This window comes from Roseiarcus sp., from assembly GCF_052145395.1.
Taxonomy (GTDB): Bacteria; Pseudomonadota; Alphaproteobacteria; order Rhizobiales; family Beijerinckiaceae; genus Roseiarcus.
Window position 1 is genome coordinate 1 of sequence record NZ_JBKQOT010000092.1, and the last position, 25,211, is coordinate 25,211.

Genomic DNA, 25,211 nt, shown 5'->3' on the forward strand with positions numbered 1-25,211 from the left:
CTGCAGAAGGACAAGACCGACATCGCGCTCACGGCGGATCACTACAAGCTTAGCCGCGCCAAGCTGCTCTCCGACGCGACCATCGTCGTCAACGGCTTCCGCAAGAACGAAACGGAGATGCCAGGCATCTCCAACCAGGTCGCCGACGCATTGGACCGAGGCTGGCATTACGCCACCCTACTGTTTGGCGAAACCCAGATCCGCACCGGCCACCTGCTGGTGGCGCTGCTCAAGTCTGTGGAGCTCAGGCGCGCCCTCGTCGGCATATCGCAGGAGTTCGCCAAGATCCCGGTGGACGACGTTGCGGTCAGCCATCGCTCGATCTGGGAGGGCTCGGACGAGGGCAACCTTCGCCCGATGGACGGGTCGGGCATCGCGGCGGCAAGCTCCGAAGGAACGACGGCCGCGGCCGGCGCGAAAGGTACGACCGCGCTCGACCGCTTCAGCCAGGACCTCACCGCCAAGGCGAAGTCCGGCACGATGGATCCGATCCTCGGCCGCGACGAGGAAATCCGCCAGATCATCGATGTCCTGATGCGCCGCCGGCAGAACAACCCGATTCTCACCGGTGAGGCGGGCGTCGGCAAGACCGCGGTCGTCGAAGGCTTCGCCCAGCGCATCGCCGCGGGCGACGTGCCGCCGCCGCTGCGCGGGGTCAAGCTCCATGTTCTCGACGTTGGCCTGATGCAGGCCGGGGCGTCGATGAAGGGCGAGTTCGAGCAGCGCCTGCGCTCGGTGATCGACGAGGTGCAATCGTCGCCGACGCCGATCATCCTGTTCATCGACGAGGCGCACACGCTGATTGGCGCGGGCGGCGCGGCCGGAACGGGCGACGCCGCAAACCTGCTCAAGCCCGCCCTGGCGCGGGGCACCCTGCGCACCGTCGCAGCGACGACCTGGTCCGAGTACCGGCAGTATTTCGAGAAGGACCCGGCTCTCACCCGGCGGTTCCAGCCGATCCACATCGGCGAGCCCAACGTCGCGACCGCCGCGGTGATGCTGCGCGGCCTCGTGGCGCCGATGGAGAAGCACCACAAGGTGCGCGTCACAGACGAGGCGATCGTCGCGGCGGTCAATTTCTCCAACCGCTACATCCCGGCCCGGCAACTGCCCGACAAGGCGGTGAGCCTTCTCGACACGGCCTGCGCGCGCGTCGCCATCAGCCAGAACGCCAAGCCCGCCTCAATCGAGGACGCGGAGGTCGCGATCGCAAACCTCGAAAGCGAGAAGGCGTCCATCGCGCGCGAGCGCGATCTCGGCGCGGCGAACGAGGAGCGCATCTTGGAGATCGACGGCCAGATCGCCGAGAAGCGCGAGAAGCTCGAGGCGCTCAAAGGCGACTGGGACAACGAGCGCAAGCTCGTCGAAGAGATCCTAGCCTTGCGCGAGAAAATCTCCAAGGCGTCGGCGCCGAAGGCCGCCGAACCGGTCTCGGCCGCACCCGCGGCGCCGGCGGCCGAGCCTGCTGCGCTGGCGGGCGACCCTCTCGCCGACGGCGAGACGTTGCACACCAAGGTCGGCGAGCTCGGCAAGATCGATCCCGAGAAGCGGATGATCTACGCCCACGTCGACGAGCAGGCGATCGCCGCCGTCGTGTCCGACTGGACCGGCATTCCGGTCGGCAAGATGGTCGCCGACGAAATCGAGACGGTCCTGCATCTCGCCGACATCCTCAACCGGCGCATCGTCGGCCAGAGCCACGGCCTGCAGATGATCGCCAAGCGCATCGAGACGAACCGCGCCCGCCTCGACAATCCGAACAAGCCGATCGGCGTCTTCATGCTGAGCGGGCCTTCGGGCGTCGGCAAGACCGAGACCGCGCTCGCGCTCGCCGAAGCGCTTTACGGCGGCGAGCAGAACATCATCACGATCAACATGTCGGAGTTCCAGGAGGCGCACACCGTCTCGACGCTCAAGGGCGCGCCTCCTGGCTATGTTGGCTACGGCGAGGGCGGACGGCTGACCGAGGCGGTGCGCCGGAGGCCGTACAGCGTCGTCCTGCTCGACGAGATCGAGAAGGCGCACCCAGACGTGCACGAGATCTTCTTCCAGGTGTTCGACAAGGGCGTGATGGAGGACGGTTCGGGACGCCGCATCGATTTCAAGAACACGCTGATCCTGCTGACCACCAACGTCGGCACCGAGGTCATCATGAAAGCGGCCGCCGGCGGCGCGAAGCCCGACCCCGAAGCGCTAGCGCAACAGCTGAAGCCCGCGCTGCTCGAGGTGTTTCCCCCTGCCCTGCTCGGGCGCATCGTCACCATCCCCTACTTCCCCCTCTCGGGCGAGATGTTGGCGGGCATCGTGCGCCTGCAGCTCGGCCGGATCAGCAAACGGATCGAGGAGAACCATCGCGCGAAGTTCGTCGCCGACCAGAGCGCGATCGACCATATCGTCTCGATGTGCAACGATCCGGACGCCGGCGGCCGCGTGATCGACAACATCTTCACCAACACGATCCTGCCCGCGCTGTCGCGCGAGATTCTGAAGCGCTCGTTGGCGCGTGAGGAGATCCACGAGGCGAAGGTATCTGCGACGGACGGCGCTTTCGTCTATGAAGTGAACTGACCTACGCGGAGTATCAAGTCATGGCCAACCGATTCGAGCAGGTCGACGAGATCGTCGGCGACGCGATCACCGTCGCCCTGGAGCAGCGTATCGACGGACAGTGGGCGAAGGTCGTTTGCCCCAAGAGCGCGCATGAGTCCTTCGCCGCAGACCGGGTGACGGAGCCAATGCCGCCGAAGGATGCGCTGTCGGGCGCCGTCAAGCTCGCCAACGACCTGAACCTCGCCATCGTCGTCCTCGACCCCAACGGCATATGGAAGAAGGAATGGGGCGAGCTTTACCGCGTTGAAGATGACGACGCCGGCGAAGGCGAATGACTGCGGAGACTCGAGCGTAGAGCTTCACGAGGTCGCGGACATAAGCGTGGGGAGCGCTGGGCGAAGCGGCTCGCGTTGGATTGCGCGGGCGGTGTCGGCAATTGCGCTCGTCGTCTCGACCGCCGCCGCCCACGCTGAGTTCCGGGTCTGCAACAATACCCGCTCGCTGATCAACCTGGCGGTAGGCTCGCTCGCGGGCGCCGACTACGCGACTGAGGGCTGGTGGACGGTGACGCCCGGCTCGTGCGCGACCCCAATCCACGGGCCACTCAGCGGCCGCTACCTCTATCTCTACGCGACCGGAATCGACGGCGTGGATCTGCTCAAGGGAACGGTGTCGATGTGCGTCGACCGGGGCAAGTTCAAGGCCTTCGGCATCGACAACTGCTGGCGTCGCGGTCTCCAGGCCGTCACTTTCGCCGAAATCGACACGCTCGAGTCCCCCGACTGGACGACGTTCCTGACTGAACCAGGCAAATGATCAGTCGCGCCGTTTGAGCTTGGCGACCGAATCCTCGGACAGAATGTCGTTGAGCAGGCTGACGAAGTCGCGCGTCGCCAGCGCCTTTGCGCGTTCGAGCAGATAGGGGATCGGACTCGACGGCTGGGTCTTCTGCATGTGTTGGACGACCTGATCTATCGTCGCGATCGCGGCATGACGGCTTGCGGCCGGCTCCGTCTCAACCGGCTCGCCTCCCTCTGTCGGCGCGTCGGAGAGATTGCGCACCGGCACTGGAAAAGCTCCGTCCGGGCCTACGAACACACGGGCCTCGTCCGCCGCCTCAGGCGCGAGCAATTGCATCACTTCGTAAAGGTTCTTGCCCAGCGTCTGGCGAGCCTGGCGGATCAGAAGCACGGCCGGGCTTGTGGGCTCGGCGCGCAAAAAGTAGCCGAGGGCGGACGACAGCGCTGAATCGACGTCCGCGAGCGTCGCAAAAGCGCTCGGAACGGCTGGAGCGGCCGCCGCGCCTTCCGCATCCTGCGCTCCGCCTTCAGCTGTTTGCGCTTCGCCGCTCTCGGCGCCGGGGGCGAGCGACGGGTCACGAGCCACCACCGCCGCGCGCAAGAACTCGGCCATCCCCTTGGCGATCTCGTCGAGCTTCTCCAGCTTGACCGTCGCCTTGCCCGCGCCGCGCGCCTTGGTCGTCGTGCGGACCACCTCCACCGAGGCGGCGAGGCCTCGCGCGGTCTCATACGCCTTGACCAACTTCTCGATCTCGACATCGCGCAGGACCCGGTCGATGACGTTGGGCGCCATGAACTTCTCATCGGCGCTGATCTCCTCCTGACCCTGAAGATTGAGGCGCGTCACCACGCGCGGCTGCGCGGCGCCAGTGGCGACGAGATGGTCGCGATAGGAGAGAGAGCCCTGGCGGGTCGCCTCCATGAGCGGCGCATATTGCAGTGGCAGAAGGACCACGGCGCCGTCCTCGAGCGTTTCGAGCTGGCCGACGCGCAGGCCGAAGTCGCTCCCTTCAGCACGAGGATGGGCCTCGTCCCAGTAGGTCTCCAGCAGCCACGCGACCGAGCCGACGCGGGACGCAAAACCTTCCAGGTCGCGATTGAGAATCGAGAGCTTGGCGCCGAGGATCAGCAAGCGAACGTCGAGGGTGCGTTCCAGCAGGCCCTCGATCGTCTTGAAAGCGGCTGGAAACTCGATCGTCTCGCGGCTGAATGAATAGTAATTGGTCGGCAGAAGGCCTTCGGTCGCCGCGAAGAAATTGAGGTAGTCCGGGTCGCCCTCCAGATCGAGGTCCGGCCCGCAGGGATCGTCGGCCGAGATCGGAGGGAGCGCGAACGGACTGGGCGGCGCGCCAACTTCGGGAGGCTCGGCCTCGGCGTTAGAAACGTCGCTCATCGAAGCTCCGCGACTGACAATGGATCGAGACGGTTATCCCCCAGCACAGCCGCGTCGCGCGTGAAGGCCCCTCGGCCGTTCGCCCGGACAATTGCAGGCGTTCGGCGCGTGGATAGTAGAGTCCCGCGAGACGACCGGTCAATCGGTCGGATACGGCGCCGCTTAACCGTCGTCCTCACGAGCGTCGCAGTGCGAGCTTTCGCTTATAAAGCAGCGGCCTCGCCGGCCGCCTAAAGAGGTCTACGCCCGCAGCGCAGCGCAATCGTTCACCTCGAGGCGCGCCTCGATCAGGGCGCGAATGCGCGGATCGGTGAAATCGGCGGCGGCGAACGTTGCGCCAGCCTTGATCAGAGACGCCTCGTCGAGCGACGTCGTCAGACCGACGACCGCGAGGCCGGCCGCTACCGCCGACCGAACGCCCGTCGGCGAGTCTTCGAAGGCGACTGACCGGCATGCCGCCGCGCCCGTGAGTTCGAGGCCGCACAGATAGGGCAGCGGATCGGGCTTCGCGCGCTCCAACTCCCCGCCGACGATGACGATCGAAAGTCGATCGGCGAGCCCCAGGGCCGTGAGCGCGGCATCGGCGTTGGCGCGCGGTCCGTTCGTCACGACCGCACGCTGCAATCCGAGCCGGTCGGCGAAATCGAGAAGCTCAACCGCCCCCGGGGTCGGCTCGATATCGCCAAGGTCGGCGCGGTAAGCCTCTTCTTTTTTCTCGAGCGTCGCGCGTCGGCGTTCCGGCGAGAGATGCGAGAGAAACGCCTTCCCGATCAGCTCGTTGGACGCGCCGTGAATCCTGGCGTTGTACGTCTCCTGATCGACGGCGATGCCGAAGGGAGCGAAGGTCTGCTGGAACGCGGCAAGGTGCTTCGCGTCGCTGTCGACAAGCGTTCCGTCGAGGTCGAAGAGCAGCGCCGCTCCGCCGCCAGTCACATCGTGGCTCCGATCTGCCACGGCGTGAACTCGGCTTCGCCGTAGCCGAGCGCCTCCGACTTCGTCCGCTCGCCCGACGCGACCGCCAGGATCTTCTCGAAGATCTCGCGGCCCTTGTCGGCGATCGACACGCCGTCCAGCACATCGCCGCAGTTGATGTCCATGTCGTCGATCATCCTTCGGAAGATGTCGCTGTTGGTCGCGAGCTTGATCGAAGGCGTCGGCTTGCAGCCGAAAGCGGAGCCGCGCCCGGTCGTGAATGCGAGAACGTTGGCGCCGCCCGCGACCTGCCCGGTCGCTGAAACCGGATCATAGCCGGGCGTGTCCATGAAGACAAATCCCTTGGCCGTGATCGGCTCGGCGTACTTGTACACCGCTTTGAGCGGCGTCGTGCCGCCCTTCGCCGCGGCGCCGAGCGACTTCTCCAAGATGGTCGTCAGGCCGCCTGCCTTGTTGCCGGGCGAGGGATTGTTGTTCATTTCGCCGCCGTTGCGGGCGCAGTAATCCTCCCACCAACGGATGCGATCGAGAAGCTTCCTCCCGACTTCCGGGGTCGCGGCGCGGCGGGTCAGCAAATGCTCTGCGCCGTAGATCTCCGGCGTCTCCGACAAGATCGCCGTTCCGCCGTTGCGCACCAGAATGTCGGCCGCTGCGCCGAGCGCCGGATTCGCGGTGATGCCGGAATAGCCGTCCGAGCCGCCGCATTGCAGCGCTAGCGTGAGCGCGCTCGCCGGCGCCGGCTCACGGCGCGTGCGATCGACTAAGGGCAACATCGACCGGACGCGCTCGAGGCCGGCCTCGACAGTCCTGCGCGTGCCGCCTGTCGCCTGGATGGTCAGGCTCTGAAAGGCGTCGCCTTCGACAAGGCCGTATTCCTCCTTCATCCGGCTGATCTGAAAAACTTCACAGCCCAGGCCGACCATCAGCGTCGCGCCGACGTTCGGATTGGCGGCGTAGCCCCACTCCGTCCTCATCAACGCCTCGAACCCTTCGCCCTTCGACGCCATGCCGCAACCGGTGCCGTGGACGAGCGCAATGACCCCGTCGACGTTCGGATAGTCGGCGAGGAGGCCCGACCGCTCGACCTCTCGCGCGATGAGCCGCGCGGTCGTCGCCGAACAGTTCACCGAGGTGAGCACGGCCAGATAGTTTCGCGTTCCGATTTTGCCATTCGTCCTGCGATACCCCTGGAAGGTGGGCTGGTCCTCGACCGCGACGACGACCTCCTCGTAAGCGCCTTCGCCGATGTGAGGCTCGCGGGCGAAGTCCTTCATCGCGCAATTGTGCTCGTGCACCCACTCGCCGACCGCGATGTCCCGCGTCGCGAAACCGATGATCTGCCCGAATTTTCGGATCGGCTCGTCGAACTTGACGGCTGCGACCGCCATCTTGTGTCCTTTCGGAATTCGTTCGCGCGCCGTCGCGGCGCCCTCCGGCGCCACCCCGGCAGGGATCTCATCGACCGCGATAATAACGTTGTCCGACGCGTTCAGACACAACGAGCGTGGCGGCGCCATGGCATGCTTCCCTGTTGTATGTCTTCGTTTAGGCGGCGAACAATCCTGGCCGCTGACGAGCGACCGTCTCGAGCAGGTCGCCCGTGACATTGAGGTGCCTCTTCATCGCATCGCGAGCAGCGTGGGCGTCGCCGGCTTCGATCGCCGCGACAACGGCGTGATGCTCGGCCAGCACTTCGCGAATCCGGCCGGGCGGAGACATGAGTATCCTCCGGACGCGCTCAAGGTGAACGCGAAGACCGTCCAGCACTTCGCCCGCGCGAGCCATGGTCAGCCGGGACGTCAGAATCTGATGAAAAGCGACGTCCGTGGCATAAAAGGACGCGCGATCGTTCGCCGCGACTGCGGCCTTCGCTTCTTTCAGGTTCGCCCCGAGCGCATCCTTATCGGCGCGAGTCATACGGCGGGCGGCCTCGGCCGCGATCTCGCCTTCGAGAGCGCTGCGAATGAACAGCCGCTCGCGCACGTCATGAAGAGAGATTCGCGAGACGAAAGAGCCGTGCTGCGGGGCGACGACGACGAGCTGGTCGTAGGCAAGCCGGCTGACCGCGGCGGACACCGGATAACGCGACACTCCGAATTTCTCGCACAGCTCCGCCTTCTCGATCAGGCTGCCAGGCTCGAGCGCCCCCGTCAGGATTGCCTTTTTCAGCTCGCCATAAACGGCGTCGGCTTTCGAGTGAGCGCCTTTGGCCAATGTCTTGCCTGCAAATCGCCGGAACTGGCCCTACCGTCCATTTCCAGCTAGCATGCTAGAGGCTAGACAGCCGGCGCGGCCGCGTCAATGTCACGACGTCACGGTAACTGTCGGCCGAGCGTTGCGTTCGGCCCCACCGTGCTCGAGCCTCGGCCCGCACGAAGAGGGCCGCTCTGCGGCCGAATTCTATACAACGGTGAAGACGACCTATACGCTGGCCTGAAACGCCATCTGAGGAGTCGAAGGGTCTTATGATACTCATTTCCGGCGAAGCGCTGATCGACCTCATTCCCGATCCGGAGAAGGCGAGCGGCTACGACGCCGTTCTCGGCGGATCGCCCTACAACGTCGCGATCGGGCTCGCACGGCTCGGCTCGCAGACTGCGTTCGTCTCTCGTATTTCAGAGGACGGAAACGGAGAGGCGCTGGCCGCCGGCCTGGCGGAGAACGGCGTCGACCTTAGGTTCGTCCTGCGCGACCAGCGGCCCTCGACGCTCGCCTTCGTCATGCGCGGCACCGCCAAGACCGGATCGCGCTATTCGTTCTACCTCGATGCGACCTCGTTCGACGGCCCATGGCCGTTTCCCGCGGTCTGGCCGCCGGCCGGCCGCCACCTGCATGTCGGCTCGATTTCCGCCGTCGATTCGCGGCATGGCGAACGCGTCGTCGAGGCGCTCGCGTCGGCGCGTTCGCATGCGACCGTCAGCTACGATCCGAACATACGACCGCTCGTCACGCCGAACCGCGAGTCCGTCGCTGCGCTGGTCGAGCGGCAGGCGTCGCTCGCCCACATCGTCAAGGCGAGCGAGGAGGACCTTCTGTGGCTCTATCCCGGCCGGGCGGTCGAGGACAGCCTCGCCGCCTGGGCGAAGATCGGACCGCGCTTCTGCGTCGCGACGCTCGGCGAGCGCGGCGCATTGGCTATACTCGGCGGCGAGCGAATCGCGATCCCCGCGCGGCGCGTCGAGGTCATCGACACCGTGGGCGCCGGCGACAGCTTCATGTCCGCGCTGCTTTCGGCCATGGATCGCGATTCCGCGCTCGGCGACGGCTCGGCCGCGCCCGACCGCGCCGCGATCGAGAAGTGGCTGCGCTTCGCCGCCTGCGCTTCCGCGATCACCTGCACCCGCAAGGGGTCGAACCCGCCGACGCGCGCCGAAGTCGAGGCGGCGCTCCATCGCTGACTGGGGCGCCCCATTGAACTTTCGGCGACATAGTGAAGCATTGCGGGGGCCGGACGACCGGTCTAAGACTGCGCCCGAACTCAAACGGGACGGATCGCATGGCATCGACTGAACTTGCGCGGGGCAGGCCGCGACCGCGCCCGTTGTCGCCGCACCTCCTCATCTACAAATTCACCATCACGATGGTGATGTCGATCATGCACCGGATCACCGGATTCGGGCTTTATGTCGGCGTCCTGCTGCTGGCCTGGTTCCTCATCGCCGCCTCGACGGACGCAGCGGCCTTCAGCTGGTTCACGGCCTTCATCGATTCGATCATCGGCAGGCTTGTGCTGTTTGGCTTCACCTGGGCTTTGTTCAATCACATGCTCGGCGGAATCCGGCATTTCCTCTGGGACGCCGGTTACGCCCTGGATGCGCCGGCGCGCGAACAACTGACATGGGCGACGACGATCGCCGCCCTCGTGCTGACCGTCGTCACCTGGGCGATCGGCTACGCCGTCCGGTAAGGGAGCTTCCGATGTCTGGTAAAGCCGGTGGGCTGCGCACCCCCCTCACGCGCGTTCGTTTCCTCGGGTCGTCGCTCAAAGGAACCAGCGAGGCCTGGACGATCCACGTGACCGGGCTCGCGAATGTCGTGCTCGGCCTCTATTTCGTCTGGCTCATTCTCGATCTCCTGCACATGGACTACAACGGCGTGCGCGCCACGCTCGGCCGTCCGATTCCGGCCATCCTTCTTCTCGCCTTCATCCTGTCGGGAATCGTGCACATGGAGATCGGCATGCGCTCGATCATCGTGGACTATGTCGACGGACATCCCCGCGCCTGGGCGCTCATCGCGAACACATGCTTCGCCGCAATTCTCGCGCTTGCCTGCGTCTACGCGACGCTGCGCATCAGCTTCACCTGACCACGATCTTTTGAGAACGGACCATCGCAATGGCGACGAACGGCTCCCCGGCTGAGAGCGCCCCGGCGCTCGGCGGCAAGGCCTACCCGATCACGGACCACACCTTCGACGTCGTCGTCGTCGGGGCGGGCGGCGCGGGCCTCCGCGCCAGCGTCGGCTGCGCGCAGGCGGGCTTGAAGACCGCCTGCATCTCCAAGGTCTTTCCGACGCGATCGCACACGGTTGCGGCGCAGGGCGGCATCTCGGCCTCGCTCGGCAACATGGGCCCGGACGACTGGCGCTGGCACATGTACGACACCGTCAAGGGATCCGACTGGCTCGGCGACCAGGACGCCATCGAATACCTCTGCCGCAACGCTCCGGCTGCGGTCTACGAGCTCGACCACTGGGGCGTGCCGTTCTCGCGCACCGAGGTCGGCAAGATCTACCAGCGTCCGTTCGGCGGCATGACGACCGAGTTCGGCAAGGGCATCGCCCAGCGCACCTGCGCCGCGGCCGACCGCACCGGCCACGCGATCCTGCACACGCTTTATGGCCAGGCGCTGAAGGCGCGCTGCGACTTCTTCATCGAATATTTCGCCATCGACCTGATTCGCGACTCCGAAGGCGCGGTGCGCGGGCTCGTCGCCCTCAAGCTCGACGACGGCACGATTCACCGCTTCCGCGCCCAGACGACGGTACTGGCGACCGGCGGCTACGGGCGCGCCTATTTCTCGGCGACGTCCGCCCATACCTGCACCGGCGACGGCAACGCCATGGCGCTGCGCGCCGGCCTGGCGCTGCAGGACATGGAGTTCGTGCAGTTCCACCCGACCGGCATCTACGGCGCGGGCTGCCTCATCACCGAAGGCTCGCGCGGCGAGGGCGGCTATCTCGTCAACTCCGAAGGCGAGCGGTTCATGGAGCGCTACGCGCCCTCCGCCAAGGACCTCGCCTCGCGCGACGTCGTCAGCCGCTCGATGACCCTCGAGATCCGCGAGGGCCGCGGCGTCGGCAAGAACAAGGACCACATCTACCTGCACCTCGATCACCTCGATCCGAAGGTGCTGCACGAGCGCCTGCCCGGCATCTCCGACAGCGCGCGCATCTTCGCCGGCGTCGACGTGACCAAGGAGCCGATCCCTGTCCTGCCGACCGTGCACTACAACATGGGAGGCATCCCGACGAACTACCACGGCGAGGTGCTGACGAAGGTCGGCGGCGACCCGGACGCGATCGTCCCCGGCCTGATGGCGCTCGGGGAGGCGGCTTGTGTCTCGGTCCATGGCGCCAATCGCCTCGGCTCCAACTCGCTGATCGACCTCGTGGTGTTTGGCCGCGCCGCGGGCCTGCGCGCCGCGGAGAAGCTGCACGTCGGCGACCGGCAACCCGAGATGCCCAGGGACAGCGCGGAGTACGCGCTCTCCCGCCTCGACAAGTTCCGCAACGCCAAAGGCAGGACGCCGACCTCCGATCTGCGCCTGGCCATGCAAAAGGTCATGCAGGCCCACTGCGCGGTCTTCCGCACCGCCAAGACGCTCGAGGAAGGCAAGCAGAAGATCCACGAAGCGTGGCGATCCGGCGCCGACGTCCGCATCAGCGACCGCTCGCTGATCTGGAACTCGGACCTCGTCGAGACGCTCGAATACGACAACCTGATCGTCCAGGCCGTGGTGACGATGGAGGGGGCGCTGAACCGGCTCGAGAGTCGCGGCGCGCACGCGCGCGAGGACTACCCGAATCGCGACGACGTCAACTGGATGAAGCACACGCTCGCCTGGGTCGACTCGGACAGGCAGACGGTCAAGATCGACTACCGCCCGGTCCACACCTACACGATGAGCAACGACGTTTCCTACATCGAGCCGAAGGCGCGCGTGTACTAAAGCTTGCGCGCCCGCGACATGGATAGACGCTGATGGTCCAATTCTTCCTGCCCAAGAACTCCCGCCCGACCAAGGGTAAGATGTGGCCGCGGCCCTCCACCGCCAAGCGGGTGACGGAGTTCCGCATCTACCGCTACAATCCGGACGACGACGCGAATCCGCGCATCGATACCTATTTCGTCGACCGCGACGACTGCGGGCCGATGATTCTGGACGCGCTGATCTGGATCAAGTCCAAGATCGACTCGACCCTGACTTTCCGGCGCTCCTGCCGCGAGGGCGTGTGCGGCTCGTGCGCGATGAACATCGACGGGCTCAATACGCTCGCCTGCACCAAGGGCATCGACGATGTCAAAGCGCCGGTGGTGATCTACCCCCTGCCCCACGAGGAGGTGGTCAAGGACCTCGTTCCCGACCTCACTCTCTTTTACGCCCAGCACGCCTCGATCGAGCCATGGCTCAAGACGACGACGCCGGCGCCCGAGAAGGAATGGCTGCAGTCGCCGGAGGACCGCGCCAAGCTGGACGGGCTCTACGAGTGCATTTTGTGCGCCTCGTGCTCGACCTCCTGCCCGAGCTACTGGTGGAACGGAGACCGCTATCTCGGGCCCGCGATCCTCTTGCAGGCCTACCGCTGGCTGATCGATTCGCGCGACGAGGCGAAGGGCGAACGGCTCGACAACCTCGAAGACCCGTTCCGGCTCTACCGCTGCCACACGATCATGAACTGCGCCAAGACCTGCCCGAAGGACCTCAACCCGGCCAAGGCGATCTCGCATATCAAGGCCATGATGGTCGACCGGCGGCTTGGGTGAGCGGCGGCCGGACGAGTCCCTGCCGTCATCAGGACTAGAGGGGAACGCCAGGGGCGCGTCGATCCTCCTCTCGACGGCGTCCGAGCGGCGTTCGCCATGCATTCGACACGCGTTCGGGACGCGTTCGGCACCGGGATTGCCGGCCTTATCCACCCGTGTTTTGAACATTTTCAACGGTTTGGTCCGCAGCTTGCGCAAAAAAATCGTAACGGCCAAGCCGCCGAGCTTGAGGCGCGGCGCGGTAGGGGCCGGGCGAATTCCGATAATCCGAATTATAGACCCGATTTCTGAATTGAAGAAGGGAATATCGGGGCGCTCCCGATTCGGAAGGCAAAAAAATTCCGGCGCCAGTCTTGGAAGCAAAAAGCGTTTGAAAAACGCCGCCGGATGGCAGCGGGCGTCAGATGGGCGGGAGAGACCGCGATGCGCTTCGGCCATGGATCGCGTTTTCGATGATGGCTTGTCCTTCACCAAGTTGTTTTCCACCGGCGCCACAGGAATTTCCGGTCAATACACGCTGCGTCAATATGTCGGATTGTTCTCCATCCGACCGCGCATCACCTTTACGTAAAGACGAAATAATGAGGGCTGGCGGTGGGCGACCAGGAGCGGACGAATGTTGGCGGCGACACTGGCTTTAATTCTTTATTATCTATGTGAGACCACGATGACGCACCGCATGGCGACAGTTGCAGGGAAAACGGGAAAGTGAGCGAGCGGTCGCGAAACGACTCCGAAGACGAATCCGGCCCGGCCCGAAGCGTCGAAGCCGTCGTGCGGCAGGAGCCGCGTCTGCCTGTCGGGCCCGATGCTCCCCGCGAGACCGCCGCTCTTACTTCCGTTTCAGAAACCTCCGCCCGGCCACGCTGCGCGACGCCGCCTGGGCTCTCATGAACGTCTGAGCGGGCCTGGCGCAGCGCAGTGACGCGGTCAACGACCGCGTCTACAGGATGCAAGCCAATAATAGCCGCGGTGGGCCCGACCGCGACAACGCGGTCAACGACAGCGTTGCCGACGCCCGACCCCTACCAACAAGGCGCGCTGGGACAGGACCGGGCGACAGCCCGGCCCGATTGTCCGTCCCCCGTCAGGCGGCGTCCTGGCCGTGCGCGTGGGCATGCCCCGCGGTCACGGCGCGCCATTGAGCGTCGAACAGGGAGACGCCGAAATCGACCGCATCGCCCGCAGCCTCGCGCATCAGCGAGAACGGCGTCGGACGGCGGGCGCGCAGGCGGCCGGTCAGATTGCACTCCTCGAAGGTGAAGTGCGTCTTGAACTTCTGCGCGAGCGACCGCATCCCGATATTATCGGGCAGGCAGATGATCTCGATCGTCTCGACCCCGTGGTTCGAGGCCGCGCGCTGAATGCGCCGGAAAAGCTTCTCGCCGATCCCGCGGCGGCGAAAGCCCTCTTCGACCGAGAAGGCCGCCTCGCCGTGGATGTGCCGGCCGAACGGGGCCTGCTCGCTCCAGATCGCCGTGTTCGACCGCAATTCGGCCGCGCCAACGAGTTCCCCGTCGATAAAAGCCCCGTACAACAGGTCGCCCTGCCCGAAACACGATTCGGCATAGTGAACCAGGAAGTCGTCCGACATCCCCCCGCCGAACCGCTCGTGGCGGCTGCGCGGGTCAAGGCGCAACAGGTGGTCGCGGTAGGCTTCCATATCCGATGGCCAGAGCCGCCGGACCTCTACGTTTGATGACTTGATGTCGCTCATGACGTCCCTCGCCGATTCGCCTCGGCGTTTCATTCCCCGCAACACCCATTATTGTGCAGTGCACAATAAATATCAAGTGGCCTGAATTATTTTTTTCACGTGTCGGTCCCGAGTTGCAGAAGGACCTTGCCCAAGGCTTGACGACTCGAGATCGCCTCGAACGCCTTCCAGTACTCCTCAAGCGGAAATTTCGCGTGAACATGCACGCTCAATGCGCCGGATTCGGCCCACGAAAGCAACTGAGACATGTTGTCGCGATGCGCCTCCGGCTCGCGATTGACGAATTCGCCCCAATAGACGCCGCGGATGTCGCAGCCCTTGAGCAGTGTGAGATTGAGCGGCGGCTTGGGAATGTCGCCGGAAGCAAAGCCGATCACCAAGAGCCTGCCCTTCCAGGCGAGCGATCGCAGCGCCTGCTCGGTCAGCGGGCCCCCAACCGGATCGTAGACGACGTCCACGCCTCGGCCTGCGGTCAGCGCCTTGAGGCGGGCGCGAAAATCCTCGGTCGCGTAGTTGATCGTCTCGGACGCGCCATATCGGCGGGCGAAATCGAGCTTGTCGTCGGACGAGGCGCAGGCGATCACCCGGGCGCCCATCGCCTTGCCGATCTCGACCGCCGCGAGCCCGACCCCTCCCGACGCGCCGAGGACGACCAATGTCTCCCCCGGCTTCATCTCGGCGCGCTGCTTCAGCGCATGAAGCGAGGTTCCGTACGCAATCGCGAGGCCGGCCGCCCTGTCGAGCGGGAGACCGGCCGGGACATGAGCGAGACGATTCGCGGCGATGGCGATCTCTTCCCGCGCCGCGCCGAAGCCGGTCGAACCCATCACCCGGTCGCCAATCGCAAAACCGGTGACGCCCGGCCCGATCGCGGCCACGCGGCCGGCGAACTCGCCGGCCGGCGAGAACGGAGGCTCGGGCTTGAGCTGGTACTTGCCCTCGATGATCAGAGTGTCGAAGAAGTTCAGCGCCGCATAGACGACGTCGACGACGACCTCGCCCTCTTTCGCCGAGGGCTTCTCGACGTCCATGACCTTCAGCGTCTCTGCGGGACCAAGCGACGGACAGATCAGGGCTTTCATCGTCAGCTCCTCGTTTTACTCATTTTTCATTAACCACAGGCAGGTTTACAAGGCCCGGCCGCCCGCGCAAAGCGCGGGGCCGGAATTTCGCCCCGATCCGACGTCAAGGGGAGCGAAACGCCGGCGCGGACGGCGAAAAAGGTTCAAAGGGTTGAGGCTCATGACATCTCGCAGCGTTTCATCTCGTTGGCGCGCCTACGCCGCATCCGCCGCGGCCATCGTCGCCCTGGTGTCGGCCCTCGCCCCGGCGGACACCGGCGCCAAGACAATCGAAAAAAAAGAGGCGGCGAAACCTAATCTGGTGGCGACCTTCGGCGACTGGAACGTGTTCGTCGGCCAGGCCGGCAAGGGCAAGATCTGCTACGTGCTGGCCCAGCCGAAGACGCGGGAGCCCGATGGCGTCAAGCGTGACGCGGGCTACGCCTTCATCTCCGACCGTCCGGCCGAAGGCGTGCGCAACGAAGTGTCGTTCATCATGGGCTTCGAGGTCGCGGGGGGCGCGGCGGCCACGGCCAAAGCCGACAAGACCGACGCCAGGGTCGAAAAGGCCGATTCGAAGCCCAGCAAGACGAAGCCGAAGGCCGAGGCGAAAACCGACGCCAAGGGCAAGTCGGCGCCGGCGCCCATCGCCACCGTCGGCGAGGAAAGTTTCGACCTCCTGCCTAAGGGCGCGAACCTCTGGGTGAAGAACGCCGCGCGCGAAAGCGCCCTCATCGCCGAAATGAAGAAGGGCGTCTCGCTCGAAGTGAAGGCCGCCTCGACCAAGGGCAGCGAGACGACCGACAGTTATTCGCTGACCGGATTCTCCCAGGCGATGGACCGGCTGGCGAAGGAATGCCCTGGGAAGGGGTAAAGGCCTGCGAGCGCCCCCACCACCGTCCTTCGGACGGTCCCCCTCCCCCGTTTCGCTCGCGCTACACGGGGGAGGAGAGGCTTTGCGCATTTCCTCCCCCGCATCGCGGGGGAGCGGGACCGCGCGATGGCGCGGTGGTAGGGGAGACGCCCGAAGTCACCCGCGCGGCTTCTTCGCCGCCAACTGGTAGTTCACGCTAAGGTCGCTCGACAGTCGCCACGTCCGCCGCAGCGGGTCGTAGGCGACGCCCTTCCGCTCCACCACCTTGAGCCCCGCCTGGCGGACCGCGAGCGCAAGCTCCTCCGGTGTGACGAACTGCTCCCAGCGGTGGGTCCCCGGCTCGAGCCAACGCAGAAGATATTCAGCTCCGACAATGGCTAAGGCGAAACTTTTTAGCGTCCGGTTGAGGGTCGAGGCGAGGAAGAGCCCACCGGGTTTCAGGAGCGAGGCGGCCGCCGCGACGAAGCGCGCCGGGTCGGCGACATGCTCGACGACCTCCATCGCGGTCACGATGTCGAACCGCGCCGCCTCGGCGGCAAGCTCCTCGGCGGTGGCGACCCGGTAGGCGAGCTTCGCCCCCGTTTCCTCGGCGTGGCGGCGCGCGACGCCGATCGAGGCCGGCGCAGGATCGATCCCCAAAACGTCGCCGCCGAGCCTTGCCAGCGGTTCGGCGAAGAGGCCCGCGCCGCAGCCGATGTCGAGGATTTTCAAACCCGCGAGCGGCGGGCGGGCCTCGCTCTCGCGGCCGAAATGACGGGCGGCGACGTCGCGGGCCCAGGCCGCGCGGACCGGGGTCAGCCGGTGCAGCGGCGCCATCGGCCCATGTTCGTCCCACCAGGAATCGCCGAGCGCGTCGAAGCGCTGCACTTCCTCGGCGATCACGCTCGGGGCAGATTGGGCGTTCATTTAGACCTCGCACCACCAAAACAGATCGGCTTGGCGACCGCCGACTTCGGAGGCCGATTCGTGTTCCCTCCCTGGGCGGGAGCGCGTTCGCGCACGGCGGCCCGATACCAAAAGATCGCTCTCGCATCCGGCGTTGACCCGCCAGAGCCCCGCATTTATACGCCGCCGCGGCCCCTTACGCGAGCGGGGGCGCCTTCCCTCACAACTCCGAGGTTTGTGTTGTCGCGTCTGGTGATGAAATTCGGCGGCACGTCGGTCGCCAACGTCGAGCGCATCCGGAACGTGGCGGCCCACGTCAAGCGCGAGGTGGACGCGGGCCATGAGGTCGCGGTCGTCGTTTCCGCCATGGCCGGCAAGACCAACGAACTCGTCGCCTGGTGCAAGGAGGCGGGCTCGCACTTCGACAACGCCGAATACGACGCGATCGTCGCCTCCGGCGAGCTCGTCACGGCGGGCCTGCTCGCGCTCGTGCTCAAGGACATCGGTCTCAAATCCCGCTCCTGGCAGGGCTGGCAGATCCCGATCCTCACGGACAGTGCGCATGGCGCGGCGCGGATCGCCAAGATCGACGGGTCGGCGCTGGTCGACGGCTTCAACGGCGGCGAGATCGCGATCGTGGCGGGCTTCCAGGGCCTGCACGCGCCCTCGAACCGGGTCACGACGCTCGGGCGCGGCGGCTCCGACACGTCGGCGGTGGCGCTGGCCGCGGCGATCCACGCCGACCGCTGCGACATCTACACCGACGTCGACGGCGTCTATACGACCGACCCGCGCATCGTGCACAGGGCCCGCCGGCTCGACAAGATTTCGTTCGAGGAAATGCTCGAAATGGCGTCGCTCGGCGCCAAAGTTCTGCAGGTGCGCTCGGTCGAGGTGGCTATGGTGCATAAGGTCAAGCTCTTCGTGCGCTCGTCCTACGACGATCCGGCCGACCCGAAGCTTTGCACGCTCATTTGCGACGAGGAGGATATCGTGGAGCAGCAGGTCGTCACTGGCATCGCCTTCTCGCGCGACGAGGCGCAGATCACCTTGCGCGAAGTGGCCGACAAGCCCGGCGTCGCGGCGGCGATCTTCGGGCCGCTGGCGGAGGCCAACATCAACGTCGACATGATCATCCAGGTCGTGTCCGAGGACGCCGCGACGACGGACATCACCTTCACCGTGTCCGGCGCGGACTTCGAGCGCGCCAAGAAAATCATCGAGGCGCGGCGCGAGGCGATCAACTACGCGCGGATGAACGGGACTGAGGACGTGGTGAAGATTTCCGCGATCGGCGTCGGCATGCGCTCCCACTCTGGCGTCGCCGCCCGCGCCTTCCAGGCGCTCGCCGCCAAGGGCATCAACATCCGCGCGATCACAACCTCCGAGATCAAGTTCTCGATGCTGATCGACGAGCCCTACACCGAGCTTGCGGTGCGCACGCTGCACTCGCTCTACGGGCTCGACGCGCGCTAACCCTTCTCCAGCACGTAGAGCTCCAAGGGGCGCTCCTTGCCGCGCATCGGGAGTTCGCCGAGCCTCAGCCGCATCACGCCGGGCGGCAGCGCGGCGAGGCGGTCGATGAGGGCGGCCGAGGCGAGGACGCGATTGTCGGTTTCGCGGCACGCCTCCACAATGCGCGCGGCGGCGTTCATCGTATCGCCGATCAGCGCGATCTCCTTTTTCAGATAGCCGAGTTCGCCGACGGCGACCGGGCCGCAATGAAGGCCAGCGCGGAAGTCGGGGACGAGGCCGAAGCCGCGCTCATAAGCGGACCGTTCAGCGGCGATCCGGTCGAATGCGCCGAAGCAGGCCCGCACGCAGCCGGCCTCGTTCGCGCCTGGAGCGAGCCGCCAAGTCGCGATCACTTCGTCGCCGACATATTTGTGGATCTCGCCGCCGGCTTCGGCGACGCCGAGCGACACGTCGAGGACGAAACGGTTGAGCAGATCCAGAATGCGCAACTCGCCGACGCGCTCGGCGATCGCGGTCGAGCCGCGCATGTCGATGAACAGCAGCGCCCGCTCTTCGATGCGCGGGTGGTAGTAGCGTCCTGCGGCAAAGGCGAAGAGCGTGCCGGGACCCAAGAGCTCGTTGACGCTGAAGAGCAAGTTGGCGCCGACGATCAGCACCAGGGAAAACAGGAAGTCGACGCTGCCGACCACCATGAAATGACCCGACACGACGAGGTCCGCAATGGCGTTGATGATGAGGATGACGGCGGTATAAAGACACGTGCGCAGGGTGAGATAGGGCAGAAACGGCAAGCGGGGAAACAGCCAGCCGGCGTTCCGCCGCAGTACGAACCGATCGAGCGAGAACAGGGCGGCGCCAAGCGATCCTGCGACGATCGCGCCGACGACAGGCGCCCCGTGGTGAAGATCGCCGTAAAGCACGCCGATCAGAGCGGCGACAAAGACGATCCAGATGAAGCGGCGAAGGGGGAAAGGATGCAGCATCGGCAGCGACTATAGACCTAAAGGGGTCCCGCGCTTCTGACCCTCGCCGCCCTGCACGCTGCGCCCGCTAAACGGCAATCTCGTCGTAGCCGCGGCCGAGAAACTCGATCAGGCAGAAGCCGTGGCCGAACGGATCGGACAGCCCGGCGATCTTGCCCCAGGCGCCCACGCGGATGTCCGTCTCGGCCCGCGCGCCGGCGGCGACCGCGCGATCAAACGCCGCCTCGATGTCATCGACGACGACGTCGATATGCACCGGCGTCCAATGGCGATCATAGCGGCGCGGCTCCTTGCCGGCGCCGATCGAACCGGCCGGCTTTTCTAGAAGGTAGAGATGGACCGGCAGGCCGCCGAGCTCGGCGGCCTCGGCGCCGAGGCGGCGCGTAACGGTCAGATCGAAGGCTCTCGTATAGAACGCGATGCCTTCCGCGAGATCCGGGACGTCAACGTTGACCAGCAGATCCATGTCCACCTGCTCCATGTCCACCTGCGTAACAGAACCGTTACCGACTGAAGAGAGCCGCCTATGTTCACCACCCGTTCAAGGGCAGCGCCAGTCTGATCGCCGATGAGACGCGTTGCGGCGTCTCAAAACCGAAAGGATCCTTCGCGAATGCTCCGAAAATTTGCTCTCGGCCTGGCGCTCGCCGCCGGGCTCGCCTTGCCGGTCGCCAGCGCGGCCGACGCGGCGATGATGGACGGCATTCTCGCCTCGCCCAATCCGTCGGGCCAGCTCGCGCCGATCGACCAGGCGCAGTTCGTCTACGGCGGCCAGCCCTACTGCTGGTATGGCAACGGCTGGAGGGGGCCTGGCTGGTATTGGTGCGGTTACGCCGGCCGCGTCGGCATGGGCTGGGGCGGAGGCTACGGGTGGAATGGCTGGCATGGCGGCTACGGCTATCACGGCGGCGCCTATTACCATGGCGGCTACGGCTATCATGGCGGCGGCTATTACCACGGCGGCCCCCATTACCACGGCGGCGGTTACTATCATGGCGGCGGCGGCTACAGACCTCGTTGATTCGCCTGCCTCAATTCGCCGCTCGTCTTTCGCGCGGCGCGCAACGCCCGCCGGGTCTTCCGGCGGCTCTTTGGAGAAAGGTTCAAGCCCCGGTCGGGCTGGGTCGGCGACCCCGCCCTGCAATCGGTAAAAACTCGCCCCGAAGTCACCCGTGCACGAGGCTCTCGACGAAGGGCTCGACGCTCGCCTGCACCCGGCGGACCTTGAGCCGCTCGGCGGCGATGATCGCCAGAACGTCCCGGTAGGCGCGCTGCAGGTCGTCGTTGACGATCACGTAGTGGTAGTTGCGCCAGCGCTCGATCTCGTGCCGGGCCGCCTCGAGGCGCTTCTCGATCGTGGTCGCCGAATCCTCGGCCCGGCGTTCCAGCCGCGAGCGAAGCTCGCGCATCGACGGCGGCAGGACGAAGATCGACACGACGTCGTCGCCGAGGCGCTCGCGCACTTGGCTCGCGCCCTGCCAGTCGATGTCGAACAGCATGTCGCGCCCTTCGGCAAGCACTTTCTCGACCGGCGCGAGCGGCGTGCCGTAGCCGTTGCCGTGCACTTCGGCCCATTCGAGCAGATCGCCTTCGGCCTTCATATGCTCGAACTCGCGCTGGTCGACGAAGCGGTAGTGGATGCCGTCCACCTCGGACGAGCGGCGCGGGCGGGTGGTCACGGACACCGACAGCGTGAGGTCGAGCGCCTTGTCCTGCGTCAGCATGCGCGTCAGCGTCGTCTTGCCCGCGCCCGAGGGCGAGGACAGGATCAGGATCATGCCGCGCCGGCTGAGGGTCATCGTCCCGGGACTCGTTTTCGATTGGCTGCGCCTGCTCGCGGCATTGCTCGATTTGCGCCCGCAATTCAAGCCCCCTCGCTCAAGTCTTCGAACCGCTCGGGCCTGCCGCGCTCCAGCGGCGAAACCCTCTTGCGGAGGCCCGGCGACTCGGACGATCCTGTCAAGGAGCGGCGCTATTAACCTTGAATTATACATTCTTATCCACAATATGTTGTGTCAGGTGATGGCAAGCGTCACAAGGGATTGACGCTCTCAAGGCAGAGTCGTAATTTCGAGTCGTTCAGGGAATGCGGGCGGGCGCGGCAGGCGCCGGCCTAGAGAGTGCGGTTTGACCTGGGTCATCGGCCGGAGGCGCTTTGCGCCGCCGACAGACGCGTCAGTGACAGCGAGAGACGGTACGGGCGACAGAGCGGTGCCGGCGGACGTGCGTCCGCGTGCCCGCGCGAAGGGACTTGGAACGCGGCGCCACGCTTCGCGTTCGACTTGAGGGCATGGGCGGGCGCCGGGGGTGTCCGCCGGAGGATCGAGAGGGCGAGAACCATGAGAATCGAGCGGCACTACACCGAAGCGGGCGCTTCGCCCTACGACACGATCGCCTTCGCAACCACCAAAAGCGAGATCCGCAATCCGGATGGCTCGATCGTCTTTGCGCTCGACAATATCGAGGTCCCGGCCGCCTGGAGCCAGGTCGCGGCCGACGTGCTCGCCCAGAAGTATTTCCGCAAGGCGGGCGTGCCCGCGCGCCTGAAAAAGGTCGATGAGCCCGACGTCCCGTCCTTCCTGCGGCGCTCGGTTCCCGACGAGGAGGCGCTCGAGGCCCTGCCCAAGGCCGAGCGCGCGGGCTCAGAAACCTCGGCGAAACAGGTGTTTGACCGGCTCGCCGGCGCCTGGGCCTATTGGGGCTGGAAGGCCGGCGTGTTCGACGGCGAGGATGACGCCCGCGCCTACTACGACGAGATGCGCTTCATGCTGGCGCGCCAGATCGCCGCGCCCAACTCGCCGCAATGGTTCAATACCGGCCTCCACTGGGCCTATGGCGTCGACGGCCCGAGCCAGGGCCACTTTTACGTCGATTTCGAGACCGGCAAGCTGACGAAGTCGAAGTCGGCCTATGAGCATCCGCAGCCGCACGCCTGCTTCATCCAGTCGGTCGCCGACGACCTCGTCAACGAGGGCGGCATCATGGACCTGTGGGTGCGCGAGGCGCGCCTGTTCAAATACGGCTCGGGCACGGGCTCCAATTTTTCCGCCCTTCGCGGCGAGAACGAAAAACTCTCAGGCGGCGGCCGGTCCTCGGGCCTGATGTCCTTCCTCAAGATCGGCGATCGGGCGGCGGGCGCGATCAAGTCGGGCGGCACCACCCGGCGCGCGGCCAAGATGGTGGTCGTCGACGTCGACCACCCCGACATCGAATCCTACATCGACTGGAAGGTGAAAGAGGAGCAGAAGGTCGCCTCGCTCGCCGCCGGCTCGAAGGTCGTCAAGCGCCACTTGAAGGCGATCCTGAAAGCCTGCGTCAATTGCCAGGGCTCGGGCGACGACTGCTTCAATGTCGAGAAGAACCCGGCCTTGAAGCGCGAAGTAAAACTCGCTCGCAAAAACGATGTGCCGGACGGCATCGTCAAGCGCGTCATCCAGTACGCGCGCCAGGGCTATACGAGCCTCGACTTCGACGTCTACGACACCGACTGGGAGTCCGAGGCCTATCTCACCGTCTCGGGCCAGAACTCCAACAATTCGGTGCGCGTCACCGACGCCTTTCTGCATGCGGTCGAAAGCGACGGCGACTGGGACCTGACGTGGCGTCTGAACGGCAAGACCGCCAAGACCGTCAAGGCGCGCGATCTATGGGAGAAGATCGGCTACGCCGCCTGGGCCTCGGCCGATCCGGGCATCCAGTACCACACCACCATCAACGACTGGCACACCTGCCCGGCGTCCGGGCCGATCCGCGCCTCGAACCCGTGCTCCGAATACATGTTTTTGGACGACACGGCGTGCAATCTGGCGTCGCTGAACCTGTTGCAGTTTCTCAACCCGGAGACCAAAGCCTTTGATATCGTCGCCTACGAGCACGCGGTCAAACTCTGGACGCTGACGCTCGAGATCTCGGTGGCGATGGCGCAGTTCCCCTCGCGCGAGATCGCGCGGCTGTCGTACGAATACCGCACGCTGGGCCTCGGCTACGCCAACATCGGCGGCCTGCTCATGTCCTGCGGCATCCCCTACGACTCGGACGAGGGCCGGGCGATCTGCGGCGCGCTCAGCGCCGTGCTGACCGGCCGCGCCTACGCGACCTCGGCCGAGCTCGCGGCCAAGAACGGCGCCTTCCCCGGCTACCGGCCGAACGCCGAGGCGATGCTCCGGGTCATTCGCAACCACAAGCGCGCCGCCGACGGCGAAGTCTCGGGTTACGAGAGCCTGTCGGTCGCCCCGACCCCGCTCGACCACGCCTCGCTCGCCAAGGCCGGCCCCGCCCTCGACCACCTGGGCGAAGCGGCGCGCGCCGCCTGGAGCGCCGCGTTGAGCCTCGGCCAGGCCCACGGCTACCGCAACGCCCAGGTCTCGGTCGTCGCCCCGACCGGAACGATTGGCCTGGTGATGGACTGCGACACGACCGGCATCGAGCCCGACTTCGCGCTGGTGAAGTTCAAGAAACTCGCCGGCGGCGGCTATTTCAAGATCATCAACCGCGCCGTGCCCGACGCGCTCAGGGCGCTCGGCTACGACGAGAGGAGAATCGAGGACATGATCGCCTACGCCGTCGGCCGGGCGACGCTCGCGCATAGCCCCGCGATCAACCACGCGGCGCTGCGCGCCAAGGGCGTCCCCGAGGCGGCGATCGACAAGGTCGAGGGGGCGCTGAAAGGGGCCTTCGACATCCGCTTCGTGTTCAACAAGTGGACGCTGGGCGCCGAGACGCTGAGCCGCGACCTGAAAATCCCGGCCGAGCGCTATGAGGCGCCGGGCTTTGACCTTCTGACCGCGCTCGGCTTCTCCAGGGCCGAAATCGAGACGGCGAACGTTTTCGCTTGCGGCGCCATGACCTTGGAGGGCGCGCCTCATCTGAAACTGGAACATTATCCGGTGTTCGACTGCGCCAATCCGTGCGGCCGCACGGGAAAACGCACCCTCTCGGTCGAGAGCCACATTCGCATGATGGCCGCGGCGCAGCCGTTCATCTCGGGCGCGATCTCCAAAACCATCAACATGCCGAACGACGCCACCGTCGAGGACTGCAAGGACGCCTACATGCTGAGCTGGCGGCTGGGCCTCAAGGCGAACGCGCTCTACCGCGACGGCTCGAAACTGTCGCAGCCGCTGAACAGCCAGCTGATCGAGAACGACGACGAGGAGGACGAGGCGCTCGAAACCCTGATCGCCGCGACCGCCCCGGCGCGCGCCGCGCAGGTGGCGGAAAAGATTGTCGAGCGGGTGATCGAGCGGGTCGAGCGTTTCCGCGAACGCGAGAAGCTGCCGGATCGGCGCAAGGGCTACACCCAGAAGGCGGTGGTCGGCGGCCACAAGGTCTATTTGCGCACCGGCGAGTACCAGGACGGCCGCCTCGGCGAAATCTTCATCGACATGCACAAGGAGGGCGCGGCCTTCCGGTCTCTCATGAACAATTTCGCCATCGCGATCTCGCTCGGCCTCCAGTACGGCGTGCCGCTGGAGGAATATGTCGAGGCCTTCACCTTCACCCGCTTCGAGCCGGCGGGGCTGGTGCAGGGCAACGACGCGATCAAGAACGC

Annotated in this window: 23 protein-coding genes; 13 read left to right on the forward strand and 10 right to left on the reverse strand. The window is 65.9% G+C overall.

The genetic code is table 11. From position 1 onward, the window contains the following. From tssH to ACLP25_RS03085, 3 genes are all read left to right on the forward strand, one after another. On the forward strand, window positions 1–2,568 hold a 2,568-nt coding region (gene tssH, locus ACLP25_RS03075; RefSeq protein ID WP_442467762.1), incomplete at its 5' end, for a type VI secretion system ATPase TssH. A gap of 20 nt (window positions 2,569–2,588) precedes the next feature. Beyond that, on the forward strand, window positions 2,589–2,885 hold the full coding sequence (locus ACLP25_RS03080) for a hypothetical protein (RefSeq protein ID WP_442467763.1): 297 nt from the start codon (window positions 2,589–2,591) through the stop codon (window positions 2,883–2,885). Window positions 2,886–2,976: 91 nt separating this feature from the next. Then, complete coding sequence (locus ACLP25_RS03085) at window positions 2,977–3,366, forward strand: DUF1036 domain-containing protein (protein WP_442467764.1); 390 nt, start codon at window positions 2,977–2,979, stop codon at window positions 3,364–3,366. On the opposite strand, the gene ACLP25_RS03090 is transcribed toward ACLP25_RS03085, so the two are convergent. The 4 genes from ACLP25_RS03090 to ACLP25_RS03105 form a co-directional block, all read right to left on the reverse strand. Continuing rightward, on the reverse strand, window positions 3,367–4,743 hold the full coding sequence (locus ACLP25_RS03090; protein WP_442467765.1) for an ImpA family type VI secretion system protein: 1,377 nt from the start codon (window positions 4,741–4,743) through the stop codon (window positions 3,367–3,369). A gap of 240 nt (window positions 4,744–4,983) precedes the next feature. Next, window positions 4,984–5,676: an HAD family hydrolase gene (locus ACLP25_RS03095; protein ID WP_442467766.1), complete on the reverse strand. Its 693-nt coding sequence runs from the start codon at window positions 5,674–5,676 to the stop codon at window positions 4,984–4,986. Further along, entirely contained in the window at window positions 5,673–7,193 is a 1,521-nt protein-coding gene (locus tag ACLP25_RS03100) for a UxaA family hydrolase (RefSeq protein WP_442467767.1), read from the reverse strand. The genes ACLP25_RS03095 and ACLP25_RS03100 overlap by 4 nt, the downstream gene beginning before the upstream one ends. Before the next feature lie 28 nt (window positions 7,194–7,221). Then, a complete protein-coding gene (locus tag ACLP25_RS03105) occupies window positions 7,222–7,890 on the reverse strand; it encodes a GntR family transcriptional regulator (protein WP_442467768.1) in 669 nt (222 codons plus the stop codon). Between the two features lie 251 nt (window positions 7,891–8,141). Here ACLP25_RS03105 and ACLP25_RS03110 point away from each other — a divergent pair, with 251 nt between their 5' ends. The 6 genes from ACLP25_RS03110 to ACLP25_RS03135 all read left to right on the forward strand — a co-directional run bounded on the left by ACLP25_RS03110 (window position 8,142) and on the right by ACLP25_RS03135 (window position 13,235). Beyond that, complete coding sequence (locus ACLP25_RS03110) at window positions 8,142–9,074, forward strand: carbohydrate kinase family protein (RefSeq protein ID WP_442467769.1); 933 nt, start codon at window positions 8,142–8,144, stop codon at window positions 9,072–9,074. A gap of 98 nt (window positions 9,075–9,172) precedes the next feature. Next, window positions 9,173–9,583: a succinate dehydrogenase, cytochrome b556 subunit gene (gene sdhC, locus ACLP25_RS03115; RefSeq protein ID WP_442467770.1), complete on the forward strand. Its 411-nt coding sequence runs from the start codon at window positions 9,173–9,175 to the stop codon at window positions 9,581–9,583. A gap of 11 nt (window positions 9,584–9,594) precedes the next feature. After that, on the forward strand, window positions 9,595–9,984 hold the full coding sequence (gene sdhD, locus ACLP25_RS03120; protein WP_442467771.1) for a succinate dehydrogenase, hydrophobic membrane anchor protein: 390 nt from the start codon (window positions 9,595–9,597) through the stop codon (window positions 9,982–9,984). 29 nt (window positions 9,985–10,013) lie between these two features. Then, window positions 10,014–11,849: a succinate dehydrogenase flavoprotein subunit gene (sdhA, locus tag ACLP25_RS03125; RefSeq protein WP_442467772.1), complete on the forward strand. Its 1,836-nt coding sequence runs from the start codon at window positions 10,014–10,016 to the stop codon at window positions 11,847–11,849. Window positions 11,850–11,881: 32 nt separating this feature from the next. Beyond that, entirely contained in the window at window positions 11,882–12,664 is a 783-nt protein-coding gene (locus ACLP25_RS03130) for a succinate dehydrogenase iron-sulfur subunit (protein ID WP_442467773.1), read from the forward strand. 136 nt (window positions 12,665–12,800) lie between these two features. Further along, on the forward strand, window positions 12,801–13,235 hold the full coding sequence (locus ACLP25_RS03135) for a hypothetical protein (RefSeq protein WP_442467774.1): 435 nt from the start codon (window positions 12,801–12,803) through the stop codon (window positions 13,233–13,235). 516 nt (window positions 13,236–13,751) lie between these two features. Here the strand turns inward: ACLP25_RS03135 and ACLP25_RS03140 are convergent. Together ACLP25_RS03140 and ACLP25_RS03145 are read right to left on the reverse strand one after the other, a co-directional pair. After that, a complete protein-coding gene (locus ACLP25_RS03140; protein ID WP_442467775.1) occupies window positions 13,752–14,381 on the reverse strand; it encodes a GNAT family N-acetyltransferase in 630 nt (209 codons plus the stop codon). 95 nt (window positions 14,382–14,476) lie between these two features. Further along, complete coding sequence (locus ACLP25_RS03145) at window positions 14,477–15,463, reverse strand: NADPH:quinone oxidoreductase family protein (RefSeq protein WP_442467776.1); 987 nt, start codon at window positions 15,461–15,463, stop codon at window positions 14,477–14,479. A gap of 160 nt (window positions 15,464–15,623) precedes the next feature. Here ACLP25_RS03145 and ACLP25_RS03150 point away from each other — a divergent pair, with 160 nt between their 5' ends. Continuing rightward, window positions 15,624–16,316 carry a hypothetical protein gene (locus ACLP25_RS03150; RefSeq protein ID WP_442467777.1) on the forward strand — a complete coding sequence of 231 codons (693 nt, stop codon included), beginning with the start codon at window positions 15,624–15,626 and terminating at the stop codon, window positions 16,314–16,316. Between the two features lie 156 nt (window positions 16,317–16,472). Here ACLP25_RS03150 and ubiG read toward each other — a convergent pair whose 3' ends face one another. After that, window positions 16,473–17,222, reverse strand: coding sequence for a bifunctional 2-polyprenyl-6-hydroxyphenol methylase/3-demethylubiquinol 3-O-methyltransferase UbiG (gene ubiG / locus ACLP25_RS03155; RefSeq protein WP_442467779.1), 750 nt, complete (start codon window positions 17,220–17,222; stop codon window positions 16,473–16,475). 219 nt (window positions 17,223–17,441) lie between these two features. Here ubiG and ACLP25_RS03160 point away from each other — a divergent pair, with 219 nt between their 5' ends. Next, the gene (locus tag ACLP25_RS03160; RefSeq protein WP_442467780.1) at window positions 17,442–18,677 is read left to right on the forward strand and encodes an aspartate kinase; all 1,236 of its coding nucleotides are present in this window, start codon (window positions 17,442–17,444) and stop codon (window positions 18,675–18,677) included. On the opposite strand, the gene ACLP25_RS03165 is transcribed toward ACLP25_RS03160, so the two are convergent. Both ACLP25_RS03165 and ACLP25_RS03170 read right to left on the reverse strand, forming a co-directional pair. Beyond that, window positions 18,674–19,660 (reverse strand): adenylate/guanylate cyclase domain-containing protein, encoded by a 987-nt coding sequence (locus ACLP25_RS03165; RefSeq protein ID WP_442467781.1) that lies wholly within the window; start codon window positions 19,658–19,660, stop codon window positions 18,674–18,676. The genes ACLP25_RS03160 and ACLP25_RS03165 overlap by 4 nt on opposite strands. A 67-nt stretch (window positions 19,661–19,727) precedes the next feature. Beyond that, the gene (locus ACLP25_RS03170; protein WP_442467782.1) at window positions 19,728–20,126 is read right to left on the reverse strand and encodes a VOC family protein; all 399 of its coding nucleotides are present in this window, start codon (window positions 20,124–20,126) and stop codon (window positions 19,728–19,730) included. Window positions 20,127–20,273: 147 nt separating this feature from the next. On the opposite strand from ACLP25_RS03170, the gene ACLP25_RS03175 reads away from it, so the two are divergent. Further along, a complete protein-coding gene (locus tag ACLP25_RS03175) occupies window positions 20,274–20,681 on the forward strand; it encodes a hypothetical protein (protein WP_442467783.1) in 408 nt (135 codons plus the stop codon). Between the two features lie 145 nt (window positions 20,682–20,826). Here ACLP25_RS03175 and gmk read toward each other — a convergent pair whose 3' ends face one another. Further along, a complete protein-coding gene (gene gmk / locus ACLP25_RS03180; protein WP_442467784.1) occupies window positions 20,827–21,459 on the reverse strand; it encodes a guanylate kinase in 633 nt (210 codons plus the stop codon). Window positions 21,460–21,999: 540 nt separating this feature from the next. On the opposite strand from gmk, the gene ACLP25_RS03185 reads away from it, so the two are divergent. Continuing rightward, window positions 22,000–25,211, forward strand: a 3,212-nt coding sequence (locus tag ACLP25_RS03185; RefSeq protein ID WP_442467785.1) for a vitamin B12-dependent ribonucleotide reductase, incomplete at its 3' end; no start/stop codon positions are given.